General features: G+C 69.3%; 19 protein-coding genes. 12 read left to right on the plus strand and 7 right to left on the minus strand.

Going from position 1 to position 19,951, the window contains the following annotated elements; genetic code table 11:
• Positions 1 to 30: 30 nt before the first annotated feature.
• A complete protein-coding gene (locus E7Y32_RS03070) occupies positions 31 to 837 on the minus strand; it encodes a hypothetical protein (RefSeq protein ID WP_146335825.1) in 807 nt (268 codons plus the stop codon).
• Between the two features lie 321 nt (positions 838 to 1,158).
• Between E7Y32_RS03070 and E7Y32_RS03075 the strand changes: the two genes are divergently transcribed.
• Positions 1,159 to 1,953, plus strand: coding sequence for a hypothetical protein (locus E7Y32_RS03075; RefSeq protein WP_146335826.1), 795 nt, complete (start codon positions 1,159 to 1,161; stop codon positions 1,951 to 1,953).
• A 147-nt stretch (positions 1,954 to 2,100) separates the two neighbouring features.
• Here E7Y32_RS03075 and E7Y32_RS03080 read toward each other — a convergent pair whose 3' ends face one another.
• A complete protein-coding gene (locus tag E7Y32_RS03080; RefSeq protein WP_146335827.1) occupies positions 2,101 to 2,247 on the minus strand; it encodes a lmo0937 family membrane protein in 147 nt (48 codons plus the stop codon).
• A gap of 195 nt (positions 2,248 to 2,442) precedes the next feature.
• Here E7Y32_RS03080 and E7Y32_RS03085 point away from each other — a divergent pair, with 195 nt between their 5' ends.
• Both E7Y32_RS03085 and E7Y32_RS03090 read left to right on the plus strand, forming a co-directional pair.
• Positions 2,443 to 2,883 carry a VOC family protein gene (locus E7Y32_RS03085; RefSeq protein ID WP_146335828.1) on the plus strand — a complete coding sequence of 147 codons (441 nt, stop codon included), beginning with the start codon at positions 2,443 to 2,445 and terminating at the stop codon, positions 2,881 to 2,883.
• A gap of 117 nt (positions 2,884 to 3,000) precedes the next feature.
• The gene (locus E7Y32_RS03090) at positions 3,001 to 3,468 is read left to right on the plus strand and encodes a universal stress protein (protein ID WP_146335829.1); all 468 of its coding nucleotides are present in this window, start codon (positions 3,001 to 3,003) and stop codon (positions 3,466 to 3,468) included.
• 4 nt (positions 3,469 to 3,472) lie between these two features.
• On the opposite strand, the gene E7Y32_RS03095 is transcribed toward E7Y32_RS03090, so the two are convergent.
• Positions 3,473 to 3,676, minus strand: a complete 204-nt coding sequence (locus tag E7Y32_RS03095; RefSeq protein WP_146335830.1) for a hypothetical protein — start codon at positions 3,674 to 3,676, stop codon at positions 3,473 to 3,475.
• 115 nt (positions 3,677 to 3,791) lie between these two features.
• Between E7Y32_RS03095 and E7Y32_RS03100 the strand changes: the two genes are divergently transcribed.
• The 7 genes from E7Y32_RS03100 (at position 3,792) to E7Y32_RS03130 (ending at position 15,656) form a co-directional block, all read left to right on the plus strand.
• Positions 3,792 to 4,610, plus strand: coding sequence for a pyruvate, water dikinase regulatory protein (locus E7Y32_RS03100; protein WP_146335831.1), 819 nt, complete (start codon positions 3,792 to 3,794; stop codon positions 4,608 to 4,610).
• 150 nt (positions 4,611 to 4,760) lie between these two features.
• On the plus strand, positions 4,761 to 7,199 hold the full coding sequence (gene ppsA, locus E7Y32_RS03105; RefSeq protein WP_146335832.1) for a phosphoenolpyruvate synthase: 2,439 nt from the start codon (positions 4,761 to 4,763) through the stop codon (positions 7,197 to 7,199).
• Between the two features lie 166 nt (positions 7,200 to 7,365).
• Positions 7,366 to 7,998, plus strand: coding sequence for a hypothetical protein (locus tag E7Y32_RS03110; RefSeq protein WP_146335833.1), 633 nt, complete (start codon positions 7,366 to 7,368; stop codon positions 7,996 to 7,998).
• 138 nt (positions 7,999 to 8,136) lie between these two features.
• Complete coding sequence (locus E7Y32_RS03115) at positions 8,137 to 8,940, plus strand: YcnI family protein (protein WP_146338179.1); 804 nt, start codon at positions 8,137 to 8,139, stop codon at positions 8,938 to 8,940.
• Positions 8,941 to 9,070: 130 nt separating this feature from the next.
• Positions 9,071 to 9,712 (plus strand): DUF4232 domain-containing protein, encoded by a 642-nt coding sequence (locus tag E7Y32_RS03120; RefSeq protein WP_146335834.1) that lies wholly within the window; start codon positions 9,071 to 9,073, stop codon positions 9,710 to 9,712.
• Positions 9,713 to 9,784: 72 nt separating this feature from the next.
• Complete coding sequence (locus tag E7Y32_RS03125; RefSeq protein ID WP_146335835.1) at positions 9,785 to 14,818, plus strand: DEAD/DEAH box helicase; 5,034 nt, start codon at positions 9,785 to 9,787, stop codon at positions 14,816 to 14,818.
• A complete protein-coding gene (locus tag E7Y32_RS03130; protein WP_146335836.1) occupies positions 14,811 to 15,656 on the plus strand; it encodes a DNA-formamidopyrimidine glycosylase family protein in 846 nt (281 codons plus the stop codon). Before E7Y32_RS03125 ends, E7Y32_RS03130 begins: the two co-directional genes overlap by 8 nt.
• 29 nt (positions 15,657 to 15,685) lie before the next feature.
• Here E7Y32_RS03130 and E7Y32_RS03135 read toward each other — a convergent pair whose 3' ends face one another.
• The 3 genes from E7Y32_RS03135 to E7Y32_RS03145 form a co-directional block, all read right to left on the minus strand.
• Positions 15,686 to 16,333 (minus strand): YitT family protein, encoded by a 648-nt coding sequence (locus E7Y32_RS03135; RefSeq protein WP_146335837.1) that lies wholly within the window; start codon positions 16,331 to 16,333, stop codon positions 15,686 to 15,688.
• A 78-nt stretch (positions 16,334 to 16,411) separates the two neighbouring features.
• Entirely contained in the window at positions 16,412 to 17,104 is a 693-nt protein-coding gene (locus E7Y32_RS03140) for an SRPBCC domain-containing protein (protein ID WP_146335838.1), read from the minus strand.
• Complete coding sequence (locus tag E7Y32_RS03145; RefSeq protein ID WP_146335839.1) at positions 17,097 to 17,753, minus strand: helix-turn-helix domain-containing protein; 657 nt, start codon at positions 17,751 to 17,753, stop codon at positions 17,097 to 17,099. Before E7Y32_RS03145 ends, E7Y32_RS03140 begins: the two co-directional genes overlap by 8 nt.
• 115 nt (positions 17,754 to 17,868) lie before the next feature.
• Between E7Y32_RS03145 and E7Y32_RS03150 the strand changes: the two genes are divergently transcribed.
• A complete protein-coding gene (locus E7Y32_RS03150) occupies positions 17,869 to 18,849 on the plus strand; it encodes a pseudouridine synthase (protein WP_146338181.1) in 981 nt (326 codons plus the stop codon).
• Positions 18,850 to 18,928: 79 nt separating this feature from the next.
• Positions 18,929 to 19,573 carry a DedA family protein gene (locus E7Y32_RS03155; RefSeq protein ID WP_146335840.1) on the plus strand — a complete coding sequence of 215 codons (645 nt, stop codon included), beginning with the start codon at positions 18,929 to 18,931 and terminating at the stop codon, positions 19,571 to 19,573.
• Between the two features lie 24 nt (positions 19,574 to 19,597).
• Here the strand turns inward: E7Y32_RS03155 and E7Y32_RS03160 are convergent, their stop codons facing one another.
• A complete protein-coding gene (locus E7Y32_RS03160; RefSeq protein ID WP_146335841.1) occupies positions 19,598 to 19,903 on the minus strand; it encodes a hypothetical protein in 306 nt (101 codons plus the stop codon).
• Between the last annotated feature and the right edge of the window lie 48 nt (positions 19,904 to 19,951).

The raw sequence follows: 19,951 nt of genomic DNA on the forward strand, positions 1-19,951 counted from the left end.
TGGGACATGCAGCTGCTGCCGTTCAAGAGCTCAGTTTGTTGCGTCAATTGTCCACACTGCTGTCACGGCGATCCGCGTCGTCTGGCTGGACGCGCCCTCTGCCGCTCCTAATCGCCTAATCTGTCTCTCGGATGCCCAAAGGATCCGAGGATCGGGGTCGTCCCTGAGCTTCCTCAGTTCTGCGAGTTGCTCATCCGTGGGCAGAAGGTCCAAGATGTCTGCAATCAGTAGTTCTTTGCTTTGCGCCCATTCGCTGTATCTCAATGGGTTGTAACGGCGCGTTATCCGGTCGTATTTGATTACGCGGAAAGTCTCACCCGGGAGTATGCCAGTGGCAACAAGCTCCTCATAGAACTCGCGCCAGCCGTCGGTTTCACGACCTCGTTCTTCTTCGTACCACTTCACAAATGACAGTAGATTCCTGCCTGGAACGCGGATCCTGAGGTCTGCTTCACTCACTTTGTCTGGGGCCAACAAGTCATCGTCAAGTACGTTGAGGTCCATAAGCCTGCCTGACGATGATGGATGAGTCTTGTAGACGCCGCCTACTGGCTGATAATGGTCGAACCGTGTTCCCTTCACGAGAAGGTAGTCGCCGTCGACCCGAATGCGATAGAGGTACGACGCCGAGATACGGACTCGCCTATTCCAGGTACAGAGCGAGTACCAAGCAATCTTCAGCAGGCGCAGGTGATTAACCAGCGTGTCTACCAGAGGAACAGCGAAGCCTACCGCAAGCCCGCCGGAGACTGCGAAAATCCAGCCGCCTGGATCAGAAAATATCATCACGATCGTCGACACGAGCATTACGCCGAGGTAAAACAACAAACGAGGCATTCGTCAGGTCCTTAATCACCGCCGTCGGCGAATTACTGAGGGCGGCCGAATGAGAGCCATTGGGCCGGCGCTTGAGGCAACCATTGTTGATTCTGCTGGAGCAAGGGTAGCGGGGCCAAGACACCTAATGCGGCACGTTGACTGTTAGCCACTCCTGGCAGCCACGCCCCAACCGGCTCCATACAGTCTCAGATGGGCAAAGAATCGGCAAAGCTTCCGCACAAAACGCGAGCCCAGCGGATAACTCTGCGCCGCACCCTATGGCCGCGGTTATCTTCGCAGATGAACATGAAGGTCGGAGCCCACCTATACGATCTACCCATGACCGACACCCAAGAGATTGAGAAACCTGGATCGAATTTCAGCCAGGTGCTGGACGCTGCGGCGAAGCTTCCGGGCGTGAGGATCAGTAGGGCCGCCTACCTCCGAACGGCGCTCAAGCGCCACTGCACTGAGGAACAGATCGAGAGGGCAATCGCCGACACTCCAGCGGCGGCGGGTATCCCTCTCAAGGTCATCACTGAGGTCGCAAACACCTCTATCGCTTATGAGACGAGCAAAGTCACCGGCCTCTCAGCCCTCGCGGGTATCCCCGGCGGTTTCGCAATGATTGGCACTGTCCCAGCCGACCTCGCTCAGTACATGGGCCACCTGCTTCGGGTCGCCCAGAAACTGGCCTACATCTACAGTTGGCCGGATCTGTTTGTGGATGCTGGGGAAGAAATCGATGAGGCAACCGAAAGCATGCTGATCCTGTTCATCGGTGTGATGTTCGGCGTGCAAATCGCCCAGGGTGGAGTGGCAAAAGTCGCGAACATGATCGCCGCCAATGTGGCTAAGAAACTACCGCAGAAGGCCCTCACCAAGGGGATCATCTACCCGATCGTGAAAAAGGTCGCCGGCCATCTCGGCAAAAGCATGACCAAGCAACTCTTCGCCAACGGAGTCGCTAAGGCCATCCCCTATATCGGTGCAGTTTTCTCCGGCGGCCTCACCCTGGGCACATTCTTCCCCATGTCCAAGCGGCTCCAAAAACACCTCGCCAGCCTTGAGCTGACCAAGCCAGGACACCGGGCCGAAGAGGACGAGATTATCGACGCCGAACTAGTTAACTGAATTGGCTGCTGGCCCATCCGAATAGTGTTTTCCTCCGGACTGCTCCACCTTCGGTATATCCAAGTCTGACTCCGTCGAAGCCCGCCACGAAGCTGCGGGCACCAGCTCGTACATGGACGCCCGCGGCGACCGCCCCCGAAGTCGCCTCTACGTGCGCGTCCTGCCCCGCAGGAAGTGGAAGATCAGGACAACCACGGCGATGACCAGCAGCAGGTGAATGAACCCGCCGCCGATGTTGCCGAGCAAGCCGAGGAGCCAGAGGACGGCAATGATGATGGCTATCCAAAGCAACATGAGAATCTCCCTTAGTTGTTTGCGGATGGAAAAGCTCGCCTTGCGCTCATTTTCGTCCCTCCCGCGTTCCGAGGCAAGGAAACGGACTGCCCACGCGCGGGAGTGCGGCCTTCCCCACGCCCCCGGTCAGCCGTAGAGTTCGGCGGTAGGCTCCGCCCGGGGCCACCCGGAAACGATCATGAGGAGGTGCTGCCTATGGCACGGATCATGCGCTTCGACCACGTCGGCGTCACGGTCCAGGACCTCGAGCGGATGACGGCGTTCTTCGTCGGACTCGGGCTCGAGGTGGAGGGCCGGACCTTCGTCGAGGGTGACTTCATCGACACCGTTATCGCCATCCCGGATTCCCGCACCGAAATCGTCATGCTGCGAACCCCCGACGGCGGCACCGGCGTGGAGCTCTCCAGCTTTGTCCGGCCGGACCCGGTCCCGGGATCGCCGTCCGCCATGGCCAACGAGCTCGGGCTGCGCAGCCTGGGTTTCGAGGTCGACGATCTGGAGGCCCACGTCGACCGGCTGGCCGCGGAGGGATACGGCCTGGTCGGCGGCATCGGCCGGTATGAGGATGCCTGGCGGATGGCCTACGTGCGCGGCCCGGAGGGTCTTATCGTGGCCTTGGCCGAACGGATCGGCTGAACCTGCTGCAGACTGCGGGATCCCTGCCCAATGGCACTGCCGGCCCGGGCCCGGGCGTGTCAGGATGAGGGATCACTGCACCCCCGGTTACGGGCCCGGCATTCGGAAGGAAGACTTATGGCCGGAAACGAGAGCTACCGAATCGTGGTGGGCGTAGACGGATCTGAGCAGTCCCGAGCGGCAATGGATTGGGCTGTTGAAGAAGCCAAAGCACGCGGCGGTGAAGTGCTGGCCATCACGGCCTGGCATTTCCCTTACGTCACCGACGCCCTCGGCCAGGCTTGGGATTACCAGGTGTTCCAAACGGATGCGCAATCGATTCTCGACGAGGAACTTGCCAGGGTCCGGGGCCGGGGCGTTCAAATCAGCGGACGTATTGTGCAAGGAAGCGCCGCCTCGGTGCTCGTGGAGGCCTCGCGGGACGCCGACTTCGTTGCCGTCGGCTCACGGGGCCACGGGGGATTCGCCGGGCTGCTGCTTGGTTCCGTGTCCACCCAGGCGGTCCACCATGCCCACTGCCCCGTCCTGGTCTTCCGCGAGTCATCGGCGGATCAGCCCGGCCGAGGAACGGACACCGCGGACTAGGCCGCTACCCGGCCGGGCTCACCACGTCCTCCAGCACCTTCCGGTCGAAGAAGCGGATCTCGCCGGTTTCCGGGAAGAACACCGGAACCACGGAGGTACTCGGGTCCTTCGAGGTCTCGTAGATTTCGGGCGCGCCCCCGTGCCTGCGGGCAATCGTGCCGACCAGGTCCGTGCCGCGGACCCTGACAGTGCGATATTTGTAGCTCATCCGGCCTCCTTGGGTGATGTGGGTCACAGCCTACTCCCCGGCCTCCGGCGAGCCCCCGGCGCCGGCGTCGGCGTCATGGAAGACCGCGCGGCCCCCGTTGGTGCACAATGCGTTCATGACCAATGACGCTCCCCGCCCGGTCTACTTCCTTTCGGACAGCACGGGCATCACCGCGGAAACGCTCGGCAACACCCTGCTCACGCAGTTCCCGGAGAACGATTTTGACCGCATCACGGTCCCCTTCATCACCACGGTCGACCAGGCCCGCGCCGTCGTCAAGGTGATCGACAACCTGGCCGCCACCGGCCTGCAGCCCATCGTGTTCTCCACCGCCGTCGGCAGCGACATCCGCCAGACCCTGGGCACCTGCAAGGGGATCATCGTGGATCTGATCGGCACGCACGTCGGCCAGCTGGAGCGGGCGCTGGGTTCCGAAGCCAGCGGGGAACCCGGCCGGGCCCACGGGCTGGGCAACGCCGCCCGCTACCAGTCCCGGATGGCCGCCGTCGAATACGCCATGGAGCACGACGACGGCCAAAGCCTCCGGGCGCTCGAAAAGGCGCAGGTGATCCTGGTGGCCCCGTCCCGCTGCGGCAAGACGCCCACCACCATGTACCTGGCCCTGCAGCACGGCATCTTCGCCGCGAACTTTCCGCTGGTGGACGAGGACTTCGAACGCGAAGGGCTCCCCAAGCCGCTGCGGCCGTTCGTGTCGAAGTGTTTCGGCCTCACCACCAACCCCCTGCGCCTAAGCCAGGTCCGCACCGAACGCCGCCGCGGCTCGCCCTACGCATCCCTCCGGCAGTGCGGCTTCGAACTGCGCAGCGCCGAACGGCTGTACGTCTCACACGGGATTCCCTACCTCAATTCGGCCAGCGTCTCCGTCGAGGAAATGGCGGCCACCATCCTCCAGAAGATGAACCTCAAGCACTGAGGCCACGCTTCACAAGTGTTGCGTGGGCCACATCGTGTGGAAACCCCCACGCCGACCTGTCACTGTGGACAGGACTTGCGCCCATCAACCGGCGGCCGCCCGCGAGGGGCGGCGTTACCGTATGCCACCATCTGCAAAGGAGCAGCAACCATGACGACGGACATCCTCTGGTTCTCAGAACTCGGCCTCAAGGACCTGGACCGGGTGGGCGGCAAGAACGCCTCCCTCGGCGAGATGGTGCAGAACCTGACGTCCGCCGGCGTCCAGGTTCCCGATGGCTTCGCCACAACAGCGGACGCCTACCGCAGCTTCCTGGCGGACTCCGGACTGGACCGGAAGATCGCCGACCGGCTGGTGGGCCTGGACACCGACGACGTCACGGCCCTGGCCGCCGCGGGCCAGGAAATCCGCACCCTGATGCGCGAAACCCCCTTCCTGCCGGACTTCGAGGCGCAGCTCCGCGACTCCTACCAGAAGCTGGTGGACAAGCACGGCGGCTCCGAGGACCTCTCCTGGGCCGTCCGCTCCAGCGCGACGGCGGAGGACCTCCCCGACGCCTCCTTCGCCGGCCAGCAGGAAACCTTCCTGAATGTCCGCGGCATAGAGAACATCCTGGCCGCCATCAAGGACGTCTTCGCGTCCCTCTACAACGACCGGGCCATCGCCTACCGCGTGCACCACAAGTTCGAGCACGCCGAGGTGGCGCTCTCCGCGGGCGTGCAGCGTATGGTCCGCTCCGACGTCGGCGCTTCCGGCGTCATGTTCACCATGGACACTGAATCCGGGTTCAAGGACGCCGTCTTCGTCACCTCGTCCTACGGCCTGGGCGAGGCCGTGGTCCAGGGCGCCGTGAACCCGGATGAGTTCTACGTCTACAAGCCCGCCCTGGCGGCAGGCCGCCCGGCGATCCTCAAGCGCGGACTGGGCGAGAAGGCGCTCCAGATGACGTACACGAGCAACCGCGAAATCGGCCACACCATCGACTTCGTCCCGGTGGAGGCGTCGCTGCGGAACCGCTTCAGCCTCACCGACGACGACGTCGAGCAGCTCGCCCGGCACGCCGTCGCCATCGAAAAGCACTACGGGCGCCCGATGGACATCGAATGGGGCAAGGACGGGTTCGACGGCGGCCTCTACATCCTGCAGGCACGCCCCGAGACGGTGCAGTCCCGCCGGGCCTCCGGCAGCCTGAGCCGCTTCCGCCTGAACGGGTCCGGCCCGGTCCTGGTGGAGGGCCGCGCCATCGGCCAGCGGATCGGCGCCGGCAGCGTCCGGATCCTCACCGCGATCGACCAGATGGCCGCCTTCAAGACCGGCGACGTCCTGGTCGCGGACATGACCGACCCGGACTGGGAACCGATCATGAAGCGCGCCTCCGCAATCGTGACCAACCGCGGCGGACGCACCTGCCACGCGGCCATCATCGCCCGTGAACTGGGGATTCCCGCCGTCGTCGGCACCGGCGACGCCACGGACGCCCTCACCGACGGACTCGACGTGACCGTCTCCTGCGCCGACGGCGAGACCGGCGTCATCTACGCGGGGCTGCTGGACTTCAGCGTCGAGGAAACCGAGATCACCCAGCTGCCCGAGGCCCCGGTCAAGGTCATGATGAACGTCGGCACCCCGGAGCAGGCCTTTACCTTCGCCCAGCTCCCCAACCACGGCGTGGGCCTGGCCCGGCTGGAATTCATCATCAACCGGCAGATCGGCATCCACCCCAAGGCGCTGCTGAACCTGGACGAGCAGCCCGCGGACGTCACCGCCGAAATCCGGGAACGGATCGCCGCCTACGACAGCCCGCGCGACTTCTACATCAAGCGCCTCGCCGAGGGCGTGGCCACCATCGCCGCGGCGTTCGCGCCGGAGCCGGTGATTGTCCGGATGTCCGACTTCAAGTCCAACGAATACGCCAACCTGCTCGGCGGACCGGCCTACGAGCCGCACGAAGAGAACCCGATGATCGGCTTCCGCGGCGCCTCCCGCTACCTGGAGCCGACCTTCCGCGACTGCTTCGACCTCGAGTGCGAGGCCCTCTCCTTCGTCCGCAACGAGATGGGCCTGACCAACGTCAAGCTCATGATCCCGTTTGTGCGCACCCTGGACGAAGCCAGCGGCGTCATCGACCTGCTCGCGGAAAACGGCCTGCGCCGCGGCGAAAACGGCCTCGAGGTGATCATGATGTGCGAGATCCCGTCCAACGCGCTGCTGGCGGACGAGTTCCTGGACTACTTCGACGGCTTCTCCATCGGCTCCAACGACATGACCCAGCTGACCCTGGGCCTGGACCGGGACTCCGCGATCGTCGCCGGCAGCTTCGACGAGCGCAACCTCGCCGTCAAGAAGCTCCTGAGCATGGCCATCAAGGCGTGCAAGGCGCGCGGCAAGTACGTGGGCATCTGCGGCCAGGGTCCCAGCGACCACCCGGACTTCGCCGAATGGCTGGTCGGGGAAGGCATCGACTCGGTCTCGCTGAACCCCGACACCGTGGTGGACACCTGGATCCGCCTCGCCGGGGCGGGCACCTCGGCCGGCGACGCAGCGCCCGCCGACGTCAGCGCCGCAACCGCCGGGGCCGCAGTCAACTGACCCCGGCCGAACCTGTCGGCACCCCGGTCTCCGGACCGGGGTGCCCGCTGGCCGGCAGCCGCCCGCGCCAGGTGGCGGCCGCCCGGTTTAAGCTGCCGGGCCTGTTTCGACAGCCGGTAGAATTAGGGCATACCGCTGCCAGCGTCGAGCCGTGAGGGAGGACTCCGTGCGCACGTCCCCCGCCCGGACGCCTTTCCATTCGCTCCGCTCGGCCATGGTGGCCACGACGATCGTGGCCCTCGCCGCGGCCGCGCACGTCGTCGGCGGCGGCCAGCTTCCCGCCCCCGCCATCCTGGCCGCTTTCCTGGCGCTCACCGGCTTGGTGTCCACCGCGGCCACCCGGCTGAAACTGAACATTCCCGCCATGACGGGCCTGCTGGGCGCCGGGCAGGTGGTGCTGCACGAAGCCTTCGCTGCGTTCAGCGCACCGATAGCGGGCGCCGTAACCCGCAGCGGCCACTTCGGCACCCCCGGGCACCACGACGGCGGTATCCCGCTTCCGGTCCCGGCCGGGCACCTGCAGCCCCACGCCCTGGATTCGGCCCTCGCGCTCTCCATGTTCGCCGGCCACACCCTGGCGACGCTCGCCTGTGCCCTGCTCCTGGCCCGTGGCGAGGACGCGCTTTGGCAGCTCGCGGCGTGGCTCCGCCCGCTGGTCCAGCTCCCGGCCCCGGTAACCCCGCGTCCCGTCGCCCTGCGCGCCCTGCCCCTGTGGCCCGCTGAGTCCCTCCCGCTGCCCTGGCGCAACGTCCGGCGCGAGTGCCGGCGCGGGCCGCCCGCCGTCGTCGCCTTTTCCTAACATTCCTTCCCGCCGCGGCCGGGAGCCCACGAACCCGGGCTGTTCCGCCGCGCCTCCCCCCGTTTCCGCGCGCCGCCCGAGGGCCGCGCGCACGCCTGAAAGGCACCCGTTTTGACGACTGCCGCGCCCAAATCCACCATGCCCGAATCCGTACAGCCCGCATCCACCAGGCACACTTCGGCCCTCCGTCGCGCCCTGGCCGGCGCCGCCGTCGCGGGTGGCACCGCGGCCCTGATGCTCGCCGGCGTCAGCGGCGCCTCGGCCCACGTGGGGGTCTCCCCGGACCAGACCACCGCGGGCTCCCCCGCCCTGCTGACCTTCGCCATCCCGCACGGCTGCGAGGGCTCCGGCACCACCAAAGTGACCATCACGCTCCCGCCCGAACTCAACGATGCACAGCCCAACGTGAACCCCAACTGGACCGCCGCCAAGATCACGGAGCAGCTGCCCGAACCGAAAAAACTGCCCGACGGTTCGGCGATCACCAAGCGGACCAGCCAGATCGTCTACACCGCCAAGGCGCCCTTGAGCCCCGAACTCCGGGATTCGCTGGTGCTCTCGGTCAAGCTCCCGGACGCGGCCGGCAAGACGCTGTACTTCCCGACCCTGCAGAGCTGCGAAACCGGCCAGGTCGACTGGTCCCAGGTTCCTGCCGGGGGCCAGGACGCCCACGCGTTGAAGTCCCCGGCGCCGTCGCTGACCGTGACGGCCGGCGCCCCGGCAGCCGACGGGCACGGTGACGGCCACGGCACCGGGCACGCGGACTCCGCCGCCGGAGCCGCCCAGGCTTCCGCGGTGACCGACGACGGCGGCCAGCTGCGCAGCTGGGCGGGACTGGTAGCCGGCGTCGGCGGCCTCGGCCTGGGCGGCCTCGCGCTGGCCCGGAGCCGCAGGCCGGCGCCCGCAAGGGTCCCTGCCGCCGGCCCTGGCCGGCCGGAATAACCCGGAAGCGGGTAGCCCGCCGGTAACTGGGGCCCGGGCTGGCGCCCGGAAATCACAATCCGGGCGTCAATCCGGGCCCTCCGTCGTGGCGTCGTTGACTCTGCCGGCCGCGCACCATAAAGGTTGTGCTATGAGGCCTCAGCACAAGAAACACAGACTGGTAATTACTTCCGTGACGGCGGCCGCCGCCGTGGCGCTGCTGCTCAGCGGCTGTGGCCAGAGCCAGTCCCAGGGCGCCACGGCGCCCGCACCGGCGTCGTCGTCCCCGGCCAGCCAGTCGCCCTCCTCGAGCCAGTCCCCGACGGCGTCCGGCGTGGCGGCCGCTGCCGCCTCGTCCGCCGCTGCGGCCGGTCCCGCGCTGTGCAAGGCCGCGAATCTCACCGCTGCCCTGGACGCCAAGGGCGGCGGCGCCGCGGGCAGCGTCTACATGCAGCTCGTGCTGACCAACTCCGGTGCGGAACCGTGCCTGCTGAAAGGCTTCGCCGGGGTCTCCCTCACGGCAAGCGCCGAGGGCGAGCCGATCGGCGCCGCGGCCACGCGCGACGACTCCACCCCGGTGGCCGACGTGCTGCTCGCACCGGGCAAGGCCGGCAGCGCCACCCTGCGCTACACGCAGGCCGGAAACTACCAAGGCTGCACCCGCACTCCGGCCGCGGGATTCCGGGTCTACCCGCCGGAGGACACGGCGTCGCTGTTCCTCGCCGCTCCCAAGGACGCCTGCAGCGAAGCGGGCATCAACCTCCTGACCATCGGGGCGTTCACCGCGGCGTAGCGTCCGCCCTGATCGCGCCTCGGCCTTAAGGCACCGCCAAATGCTGTCGGTGCCTTAAGGCATGATGGAGGAATGAAGGGGCAGGGACTCGCCGGCGGCACACTCGCAGCCGAAGCCATGGACCGGTTCAGCCGGCCGACCCGGGAGTGGTTCCTGGGCGCATTTTCCGCGCCCACCCCGGCACAGAACGGCGCCTGGAACGCCATTTCCTCTGGCGCGCATGCCCTCGTGGTGGCCCCCACCGGTTCCGGCAAGACCCTCGCCGCCTTCCTCTGGGCCCTGGACCGGCTGCTGGTCTCCGCGCCCGAGGAACCGCCGGAGCTGCCTGGCCTGGACCCCGCCGCCAAACCGGCGCGGCGGAAGGCACCGAAGCGGAAAACCCGGGTGCTGTACATCTCCCCGCTCAAGGCGCTGGGCGTCGACGTCGAACGCAACCTCCGCGCCCCGCTGATCGGCATCACCCAGACCGCCAAGCGCCTCGACCTGCCCGCGCCGTTGATCACCGTAGGCGTCCGCTCCGGGGACACGACGGCGGCAGACCGCCGCTCGCTGCTGAGCCACCCGCCGGACATCCTCATCACCACGCCCGAATCCCTCTTCCTGATGCTCACTTCGAAGGCGCGGGAGACCCTGGACGAGGTGGACACCATCATTGTGGACGAGGTCCACGCCGTCGCCGGCACCAAGCGCGGCGCGCACCTGGCCGTCTCCCTGGAACGCCTCGACGCCCTGCTGCCCAAGCCCGCGCAGCGCATCGGCCTCTCCGCGACCGTGGAGCCCAAGGAACTCGTGGCGCAGTTCCTCGCGGGCTCCGCCCCGGCGGAAATCGTCGCGCCGCCGTCGAAGAAAACCTGGGACCTGACGGTCTCCGTTCCGGTCGAGGACATGTCCGACCTCCAGGGCGCGGCCGGGGCCTTCGACTCCGGGCCGGCGTCCGGGCTGCAGCCGCACGCCTCCATCTGGCCGCATGTCGAGGAAAAGATCGTGGACCTGGTGCTGGCCAACCAGTCCACGATCGTGTTCGCCAACTCCCGCCGGCTGGCCGAACGGCTCACCGCCCGGCTCAACGAAATCTACGCCGAACGCCAGCTGATGGGCTCCGGCGGCTGGGATGAGGCCGGCGGCGCGGCACCGGACTTTATCGATGCCACGCCCACATCGACCGGCACCCCGGCGCACCTGATGGCGCAGGCCGGCAGCACCGCGGGCGCGGACCCGGTGCTCGCCAGGGCCCACCACGGGTCCGTGTCCAAGGACCAGCGGGCCCTGATCGAGGACGACCTGAAATCCGGCCGGCTGCGCTGCGTCGTGGCCACCTCCTCGCTGGAACTCGGCATCGACATGGGCGCCGTGGACCTTGTGGTGCAGGTCGAGTCGCCGCCGTCGGTGGCCAGCGGGCTGCAGCGGGTGGGCCGCGCCGGCCACCAGGTCGGCGAGATCTCCCAGGGCGTACTCTTCCCCAAGCACCGGGCGGACCTCGTCCACACGGCCATTACCGTGGAACGGATGCTGGACGGCAAGATCGAGCGGCTCTACGTCCCGGCCAACCCGCTGGACATCCTCGCCCAGCAGACCGTCGCAGCGACCGCCCTCGGCGCGATCGACGTCGAGGAATGGTTCGCGACCGTGCGCCGCTCCGCGCCCTTCGCCTCGCTCCCGCGCTCCGCCTTCGAGGCCACCCTTGACCTGCTCGCCGGGCGCTACCCCTCGGACGAATTCGCCGAGCTGCGGCCGCGGATCGTCTGGGACCGCAACGCCGGCACCATCGAGGGCCGCCCGGGCTCGCAGCGGCTGGCCGTGACCTCCGGCGGCACCATCCCGGACCGGGGGCTGTTCGGGGTGTACATCATCGGCACCGAGGTGGAAGGCACCGGCTCCCCCGGCGGCTCCGGCGACGGAAAGGCCGGGGGCCAGGCGTCGCCGGCCAAGGGCGGGCGCCGCGTCGGCGAGCTGGATGAGGAGATGGTCTACGAGTCCCGGGTCGGCGACGTCTTCGCCCTCGGCGCGACCAGCTGGAAGATCGAGGACATCACGCACGACCGCGTCCTGGTCTCCCCCGCCTTCGGCCAGCCCGGCAAGCTGCCGTTCTGGAAGGGCGACTCCCTGGGCCGGCCGGTGGACCTGGGCCGCGCCCTCGGAGCGTTCGTGCGCGAACTCTCCGCGTCCGACGTCGGCCCCGCCACCGAGCGCTGCAAGGCCAGCGGGCTGGACGACTTCGCCGCCAACAACCTCATCCAGTACCTCGCCGAGCAGAAACTCGCCACCGAGGTGGTCCCCAGCGACACGACCCTGGTGGTGGAGCGGTTCCACGACGAGCTCGGCGACTGGCGTGTGGTGCTGCACAGCCCCTTCGGCATGCCGGTGCACGCGCCCTGGGCCCTCGCCGTGGGCCAGCGGCTGCACCAGCGCTACGGGATGGATGGCTCCGCGATGGCCGCCGACGACGGCATTGTGCTCCGGGTGCCGATGATGGAGGACGAACCACCCGGCGCCGAGCTGTTCCTCTTCGAACCCGAGGAACTGGAACAAATTGTGACCGCCGAGGTTGGTGGCAGCGCGCTCTTCGCCTCCCGCTTCCGGGAGTGCGCCGCCCGGGCCCTGCTGTTGCCCCGGCAGACCCCGGGCAAACGCCAGCCGCTCTGGCAGCAGCGGCAGCGCTCGGCCCAGCTGCTGGACGTCGCCCGGAAGTACCCGACCTTCCCGATCGTGCTCGAAACCGTGCGCGAATGCCTGCAGGACGTCTACGACCTTCCCGCGCTGAAGGACATCGCCGCCTCGATCGAACGGCGCGAACTGCGGATCCTGCAGGCCACCACGCAGCAGCCCTCACCGTTCGCCAAGTCCCTGCTGTTCGGCTACGTGGCGCAGTTCCTCTACGAGGGCGATTCCCCGCTCGCCGAGCGCCGCGCCGCCGCCCTCGCGTTGGACTCGACCCTGCTCAACGAACTCTTGGGCCGGGTGGAGCTGCGCGAACTGCTCGACGCGAAGGTCATCGAGGCCACCGAACGCGAGCTGCAGCGCCTCGCCCCGGACCGCAGGATGCGCGGGCTGGAGGGCGTGGCCGACCTGCTCCGGCTGCTGGGCCCGCTCACCCCCGAGGAAGTCGCCGCCCGGCTGCAGGCCGATCGGGACGCGCAGGGTGACGCAGCGGCGGCCGGATCAGCCGGCGCCGGGCCGGACGCCGGGCCCGAACCGGAAGCCATGGTGCCCGAACCGGAGGCGCCCGGAGCGCCCGAGGTACCCGGCGCCGATGCCGCCGACGCCGCAGCCCACCTGGACGCGCTGCAGCGGGCCAACCGCGCGATCAAGGTCAACATCGGGGGCGTGGAACGGTTCGCCGCGGTGGAAGACGCCGCGAGGCTGCGCGACGCCCTCGGCGTCCCGCTGCCCATGGGCGTGCCGCTCGCATTCATCGAACCCGTCGCGGACCCGCTGGGTGACTTGGTCTCACGCTACGCCCGCACCCACGGGCCCTTCACCGCAGACGAGGCGGCCGCCCGGCTGGGACTCGGCGTCGCCGTCGTCAGCACGGCATTGAAACGGCTGGCCGCGGATGGGCGCGCCGTTGAGGGCGAGTTCCGCCCGCACGCTACGGCACCGGATGGCGGGGGTCCTGGGGAAACAGCAGACGCCCCTGCCCCGGCGGTCCCGCCCCCGGCAAGTGCCAGTGAGTGGTGCGACGCCGAGGTGCTCCGCAAGCTCCGGCGCCGGTCCCTGGCCGTGCTGCGGGCCGAGGTGGAACCCGTGGACAATGCCGCGTACGGCCGGTTCCTGCCCGCGTGGCAGCATGTGCGGACGCCCGGCGGCCGTGGCCAGTCGGCGCTGCGCGGCCTGGACGGCATCATCACGGCCATCGACCAGCTCTCCGGCGTGCCGATTCCGGCCTCCGCCTGGGAACCGCTGGTCCTGGCCAGCCGCGTCTCCAACTACCAGCCGGCCATGCTCGACGAGCTGATGGCCGCCGGCGAGGTCCTCTGGTCCGGGGCCGGCTCGCTGCCCGGCAACGACGGCTGGGTGAGCCTGCACCTCGCCGATTCTGCCGAACTGACCCTGAACCCGGCCCTGGACTTTGTGCCCGGCGACGCCCAGCAACGGCTCCTGGACCACCTGCAGAACAACGGCGGCGGCTACTTCTTCCGGCAGCTGACCGACATCGCCGGCGGCATGGACACGGTGCTCAGCGACCGGGACGTGGTGTCCGCGCTCTGGGACCTGGCCTGGGCCGGCCGGATCACCGGCGACACCTTCGCCCCGGTGCGGGCCCTCATCGCCGGCGGGCACACCGCGCACCGGCAGGTGGGCCGCGCCCCGCGCGCCCGCGCCCCCCGGCTCAGCCGGCTGGGCCGCGCCCACGGGACCGGGCTGCTCGGGTCCCCCGGCCTCACCGGCGGCCGCTACGGCTCCGCCGCCGGCGCCGCCGCCACGCCCCCGCTGGCCGCGGGACGCTGGTCCGCGCTGCCCGCCCCGGAACTCGACGCCACCATCCATGCCCGGGCCACCGCGGAACTCCTGCTCGACCGCTACGGCGTGGTCACCCGGGGTTCGGTGATGGCGGAAAACATCCTGGGCGGCTTCGGCCTGATGTACAAGGTGCTGGCCCGGCTCGAGGAAGCCGGACGGTGCCGCCGGGGCTACTTCATCGAACACCTCGGCGCCGCCCAGTTCGCGGTGCCGGCCACGGTGGACCGGTTGCGCTCCTACGTCGAGGACGCCCAGGTGCTCAAGGCCGAGCCCGTTGCCCTGGCCCTCGCGGCCACCGACCCGGCCAACCCCTACGGCGCGGCGCTGCCGTGGCCCGCCCAGGACGTGGAGGCCGGCACCGGCCACCGGCCCGGCCGGAAGGCGGGCGCCCTGGTGGTGCTGGTCGACGGCGCGCTGGTCCTCTACGTCGAACGCGGCGGCAAGACGCTGCTGGCGTTCAGCGCCGACGCCGACACCCTGGCCGCCGCCGGGGCAGCCCTCGTGGGGGTAGTGACACGCGGCGCGGTGGACAAGCTGATCATGGAAAAGGTCAACGGCCACGGCATCCTGGACACCCCCGTCGCCGCCGCCCTCGCCCAGGCCGGCGCCTACTCCACCCCGAAGGGACTGAGGATCCGTGCCTGAGGGTGACTCCGTTTTCCGCGCCGCCGCGCAGCTGCACGCCGCGCTGGCGGGCAAGGAGCTGCTCGCCTCCGACTTCCGGGTGCCGCGCTTCGCCACCCTCAAGCTGGGCGGCTGGACCGTGGAAGAGGTGGTCCCGCGCGGCAAGCACCTGCTGATGCGGGTGGCCGGCCCGGCGCCCAAGGACCGGCTCACCATCCACTCGCACCTGAAGATGGAGGGGACCTGGCAGATCTACCCCTCCGGCGGGCGCTGGCGCAAGCCCGGCTTCACCGCCCGCTGCGTGCTGCGCACGGCCTCGGCGGACGCCGTCGGATTCTCGCTCGGGCTGCTGGAAGTCATTCCGACCGCCGAAGAGGACGCCGTTGTGGGCCACCTTGGGCCGGATCTGCTGGGCCCGGACTGGGACATGGCCGAAGCCGAGCGGCGCCTGCTCGCGGCGCCCGACGTGCCGATCGGCGTCGCACTCCTGGACCAGCGCAACCTGGCCGGCATCGGCAACATCTACCGCTGCGAGGCGTGTTTCCTCTCCGGGGCGCACCCGGCGACGCCGGTCTCCGCGGTGCCCGACCTGGCGGCGATGATCACCGACGCGAAGGTCCTGCTCACGGCCAACCTGGGCCCGGGCCGGCGGGTCACGGTGCTGAACGCGCGCGGCGTGCCGGTGGGCCGGACAGCCGGCCGCCCCGGGTACTGGGTGTACCGGCGCGAGCACCAGCCCTGCCTCAAGTGCCACACCCCCATCCGCCGCGGGGTCCTCGCCAAGGACACCGGCGCCGAGGAGCGGGACATCTACTACTGCCCCACCTGCCAGCCACTGCCGGGGGCTGCGCGGGGTTGACCCCGGGCGGCGTGTTTCCGGGTCTGAACCTACGACGCCGGTGTGGATGCCCCTGCCGCGGCCGCCTCCGCTTCGGCCTGGGCTTCACCGGCGGACTTGGTTTCCGGCACGGTGAACCGCGGCAGCAGCAGCTGCACCAGGGGGCCGATCGCTAGCGCATAGAGCACGGTGCCCACGCCCACCGAGCCGCCGAGCAGCCAGCCGGCGCCCAGCACCACCACCTCGATGCCGGTCCGTGCGCCGCGCACCGGCCACCCGGTGCGGCGGGCCAGCCCGGTCATCAGACCGTCGCGCGCGCCGGGCCCGAGCCGCGCACCGATGTACATGGCCGAGGCCACGCCGTTGAGCAGTACGGCCCCGACCAGGAGCCCGGCCTGGCCGCCCAGGTGCTCAAACCTCGGGATCAGCGCCAGCCCGACGTCGGCGAAGACCCCCACCAGCACGGCGTTGCAGACGGTCCCGACCCCGGGCCACTGCCGGAGCGGAATCCAGAGCAGCAGCACCAGGAAGCTGACAATGATGACCACCGTGCCCAGGCTCAGCCCGGTCCGCCCCGCCAGCCCCTGGTGGAAGACGTCCCACGGCGCCGTCCCCAGGCTGGCGCGGATGACCATGGCCAGCGAAATGCCGTACAGGGCAAGGCCGATCAGGAGCTGGAGGAGTCTGCGGGTCATCATGGCCACTATCCTCCCCGAAAACCTGCGCTGGGACCTACCAGCGCCCACCCCGCGGACCGGCAGGACGGCGGGCAGGGCCTACGCGTAGACCTTTGCCAGGAACCCGGCCCAGGCGTCCGCCGTCGCCGCGGCGTCCCCGCGGCCGCTGAAGTCGTGCACGGTCATGCCCACCGGCGCCCCGAAGGCGTTGCGCCCGAAGAAGCGGTACATCGTGTCCCCGGTCCGCAGCCCGAGGAAGTTCTCGTTGGAGAAGTCCACTTCGGCGGCAAGATGCCCGACGCCGTCGAGGTCCAGTTCCACCGTGTCCCCCTGCGCGGCGCCGTCCACGCCCAGGGCCTGCTTGAGCCGGTCGAAGCCGTCCGGGACCTGCGACGCGGCCGGTGCCTGCACGTCGGTGAAGACCACGGGCCGGCCGTCGAAGTGCGCCAGGTACTGGCCGAGGGTGTGGAGGTAGAACGCGGTGTGCTTGCTGGCGCCGTCGTACTGCCCGTCCCAGTCGTCCGTGAAGATGCCGCTGTGGACGTAGTGCAGCCGCGCCCGGCCGCCGTCGAGCGGTTCGAGAACGTGCTCGAGCTGGTTGAACCAGCCGTCCGGGCCCTCCATCCGGGAGACCAGGTGCGAGGGGCGCTCCTCCACGGTCTTCACGGCCGGCCACTGGTCCGTCGGGAACATCCAGGCCGGGGTGTCGTTGGTGACCGCCTCCCAGACACGCTCCGGGCTGCCCGGCAGTTCGGTGTCGTAGACGATCTCGAATTCGCGCTTGTCAGTCATGGTGTTGCTCCTTGGATGGTGGGGTCTTGGTTGGGGTTTTCAGGGTGGGGTGGAGGGCGACGACAAGCCGGTGCCTGCGCCCCGGCGCCCGGGTGTGGGCGCCGGCCGGGCTGCCGGACGGGGCCGCGCCGCCGTCGTGGTATTTGTCCACAAGCCGGGTCACGGCGATGCCGAGCTCCTCGGCGAAGGCTGCCCTGTCCGCCGCGGACCGGAACGTGATCTCGCCGTCGATCGCGAATGTGGCGAGTTTTTGTTTCGCCGCGGCCGCGCCGGCGATCAGCTGGCCCAGCTCCTGGACCATGCGGGCCGCGAGCGCCAGCAGCCAGAACGCGGAGAAACGGTCTGAAAACCGGTGCGGGTCCGGGGCCACCGACGCCAGCGCCGACGGCGAAATCAGGTACGACGCCGCCGTCGCGCGCAGGATGCGCTCGGTGACGTTGCCGCGCCGCCGCTCCTCGACGAGCTCGACCAGCCCGTGCCGCTCGAGGGCCTTCAGGTGGTAGTTCACCTTCTGCCGCGGCAGCCCCACCTTCGCGGCGAGCTGCGTGGCGGAGCCGGGCTCGGCCAGCTCCCGCAGGATCCGCATCCGGGTCGGATCCAGCGAGGCCTCCGCCGCGGCGGGATCCTCAATCACTTCGATGTCCAACATGCTCCCAGTCTGCCCACCGACAGTTTTTATTGTCAAGAACTATTTTCCCGTCGGCGCCATGAGGGGACGCGAGGGCGGGAGGTCGCGCGGGCGGGCAAAGTAGAATGGGCCGGTGATGCAATCCCCCCTGCCCGTGCGCGACGGCGTGAACGCGACCCGCCTGCGCCTGCCGGACGAGGGGCCGTGGGAGACCGCGATGGACTACATGATGCACCGCTGGGGGCACATCGACCCGCAGGGCATCGAGGACCGGTTCGACGCCGGCGAGATCGTGGGCGAGGCCGGCATCCCGCTGGACCGCACCACCCCGCTGCAGCGCCACACCTTCATCTGGTACTACCGCTCGCTGCCGCCGGAGCCCCGGATCCCGGTGGAGCTGAACATCCTGCACCAGGACGAGCACCTGCTGGTGGTGGACAAGCCGCACTTCCTGCCCACCACCCCCGGCGGCACCTACATCCAGGAGTCGGCCCTCGTGCGCCTCCGGAACCAGCTTCAGCTGCCGGACCTGATCCCGATGCACCGCCTGGACCGCATGACGGCCGGCATCCTGCTGCTCTCCACGAACCCCGACACCCGCGGGAAGTACCAGGTGCTCTTCGAGAAGCGCCAGGTCCAGAAGGAATATGAGTGCGTTTCCGCCGCGGAGCCCGCGCCGGGACATCCCGCCGTCGACTTCCCCGTGGTGGTGCGGAACCGGATGACGAAGTCCCGCAGCTACCTGCTGGCCGAGGTCATCGACGGCGAACCGAACGCCGAGACCCGGATCGAACGGCTCCGCACCTTCGCCGGGCCGGCCGCCCGCACCCCCCACGCCGGAACGCCCGACGGCGGCACGCCGGACGGCGCCGCGCCGCGCCGCGCACTGTACCGGTTGGAGCCGCACTCGGGGAAGACCCACCAGCTCCGGGTGCACATGGCCTCGCTGGGGCTCGGGATTGTGAATGACGCCTTCTATCCCGAGCTGCTGGACAAGGCGCCGGACGACTACACCAAACCGCTCCAGCTCCTGGCGCGCGGCATCCGCTTTGTGGACCCCATTACCGGCAGCCCGGTGGAGTACCGCAGCAGGCTCGAGCTCTCCGAGGCACGCTAAGCCGCTCGGCACGGCCGCAACCCACCCGCGGCACCGAGGGCAACCCGCCGGACAGCCTCATATGGGGTACCTTGTGCCCATGGACCTGGCCAATGCGGACACCTGGGGATCCGCGATCTATTTCTGGATCATCCCCGTTGTCCTCGGCGACGCCATTTTCCCGCCGGTCCCGTCGGAGATGGTGGTGATCACCGCCGGAGCCCTCTCGGCCGACGGCCGGGCCAACGTGTTCCTCGTGGCCGTCCTTGCCGCGTTGGCCTCCTGGCTGGGGGACCTGATGGTGTTCCAGCTGTTCAAACGCCGCCTCAGCCACGTGCTGGACCGCTGGAGCTGGGGCCGCAAGTTTCACAGCGCGGTGCACCTGGCCATCGCCAAGGCAGGCCGCTCGTCCACCTACGGGGCCATCATCGGGATCCGCTTCATCCCCGGCGGCCGGCTCGCCACCACCGCCGCGGCGGGGATCGCGAACGTGTCCACGCGCGGCTTCAGCTTCTGCGCGGCCCTGGGCGGCGTGCTCTGGGCTGTCTGGTCCGTGGGCCTGGGCTACATCACGGGTTCGGCCACCCGGCTGCCGTTCTGGGCGAGCTCGCTGATCGGGGTTGGCGTCGGCCTGGCGATCGGCGCCGCCGTCGGACTGGTGGTCACGCGCCGCCGGGGCAGCCGCTCCCCCGTCGTCGAACCCGGCTCCGCGGCGTCGGACCCGGACGAGGAACTGGACTTCTAGACCGGCGCTTCTAGACCGGCGCTTCTAGACCGGCGCCCAGCGGCCCCGGTTGCGCCGCAGCACCGTCAGGTTTCCGGTCACCGCAACGCGTTCGACGGCGTCGCGCATCAGGGCTGCCGATTCCAGCGCCCGGCTGTTCTCGGCGGCGTAGGCGGTGGCGTCGACCAGGAAGCGCAGGTTCAGCTGCGGGACTCCGCCGGCGATCTCGAGCTGGTTGGCCTCCACGTGGTGCCGCGTCCCGAGCGCCTCAACGGCCGCCGCCATCACGGCCTCCGGCGGGTTGCCCGGCTTGAGCCCGGTGATTTTGAGTCTGGTCTGGAACGACGGCATGGAACAACCCTATCCGGCCCCTCCGACGCTCCCGCAGATCCGGCCGCA

The sequence above is a fragment of the Arthrobacter sp. UKPF54-2 genome, assembly GCF_007858535.1.
Classification (GTDB): domain Bacteria; phylum Actinomycetota; class Actinomycetes; order Actinomycetales; family Micrococcaceae; genus Arthrobacter.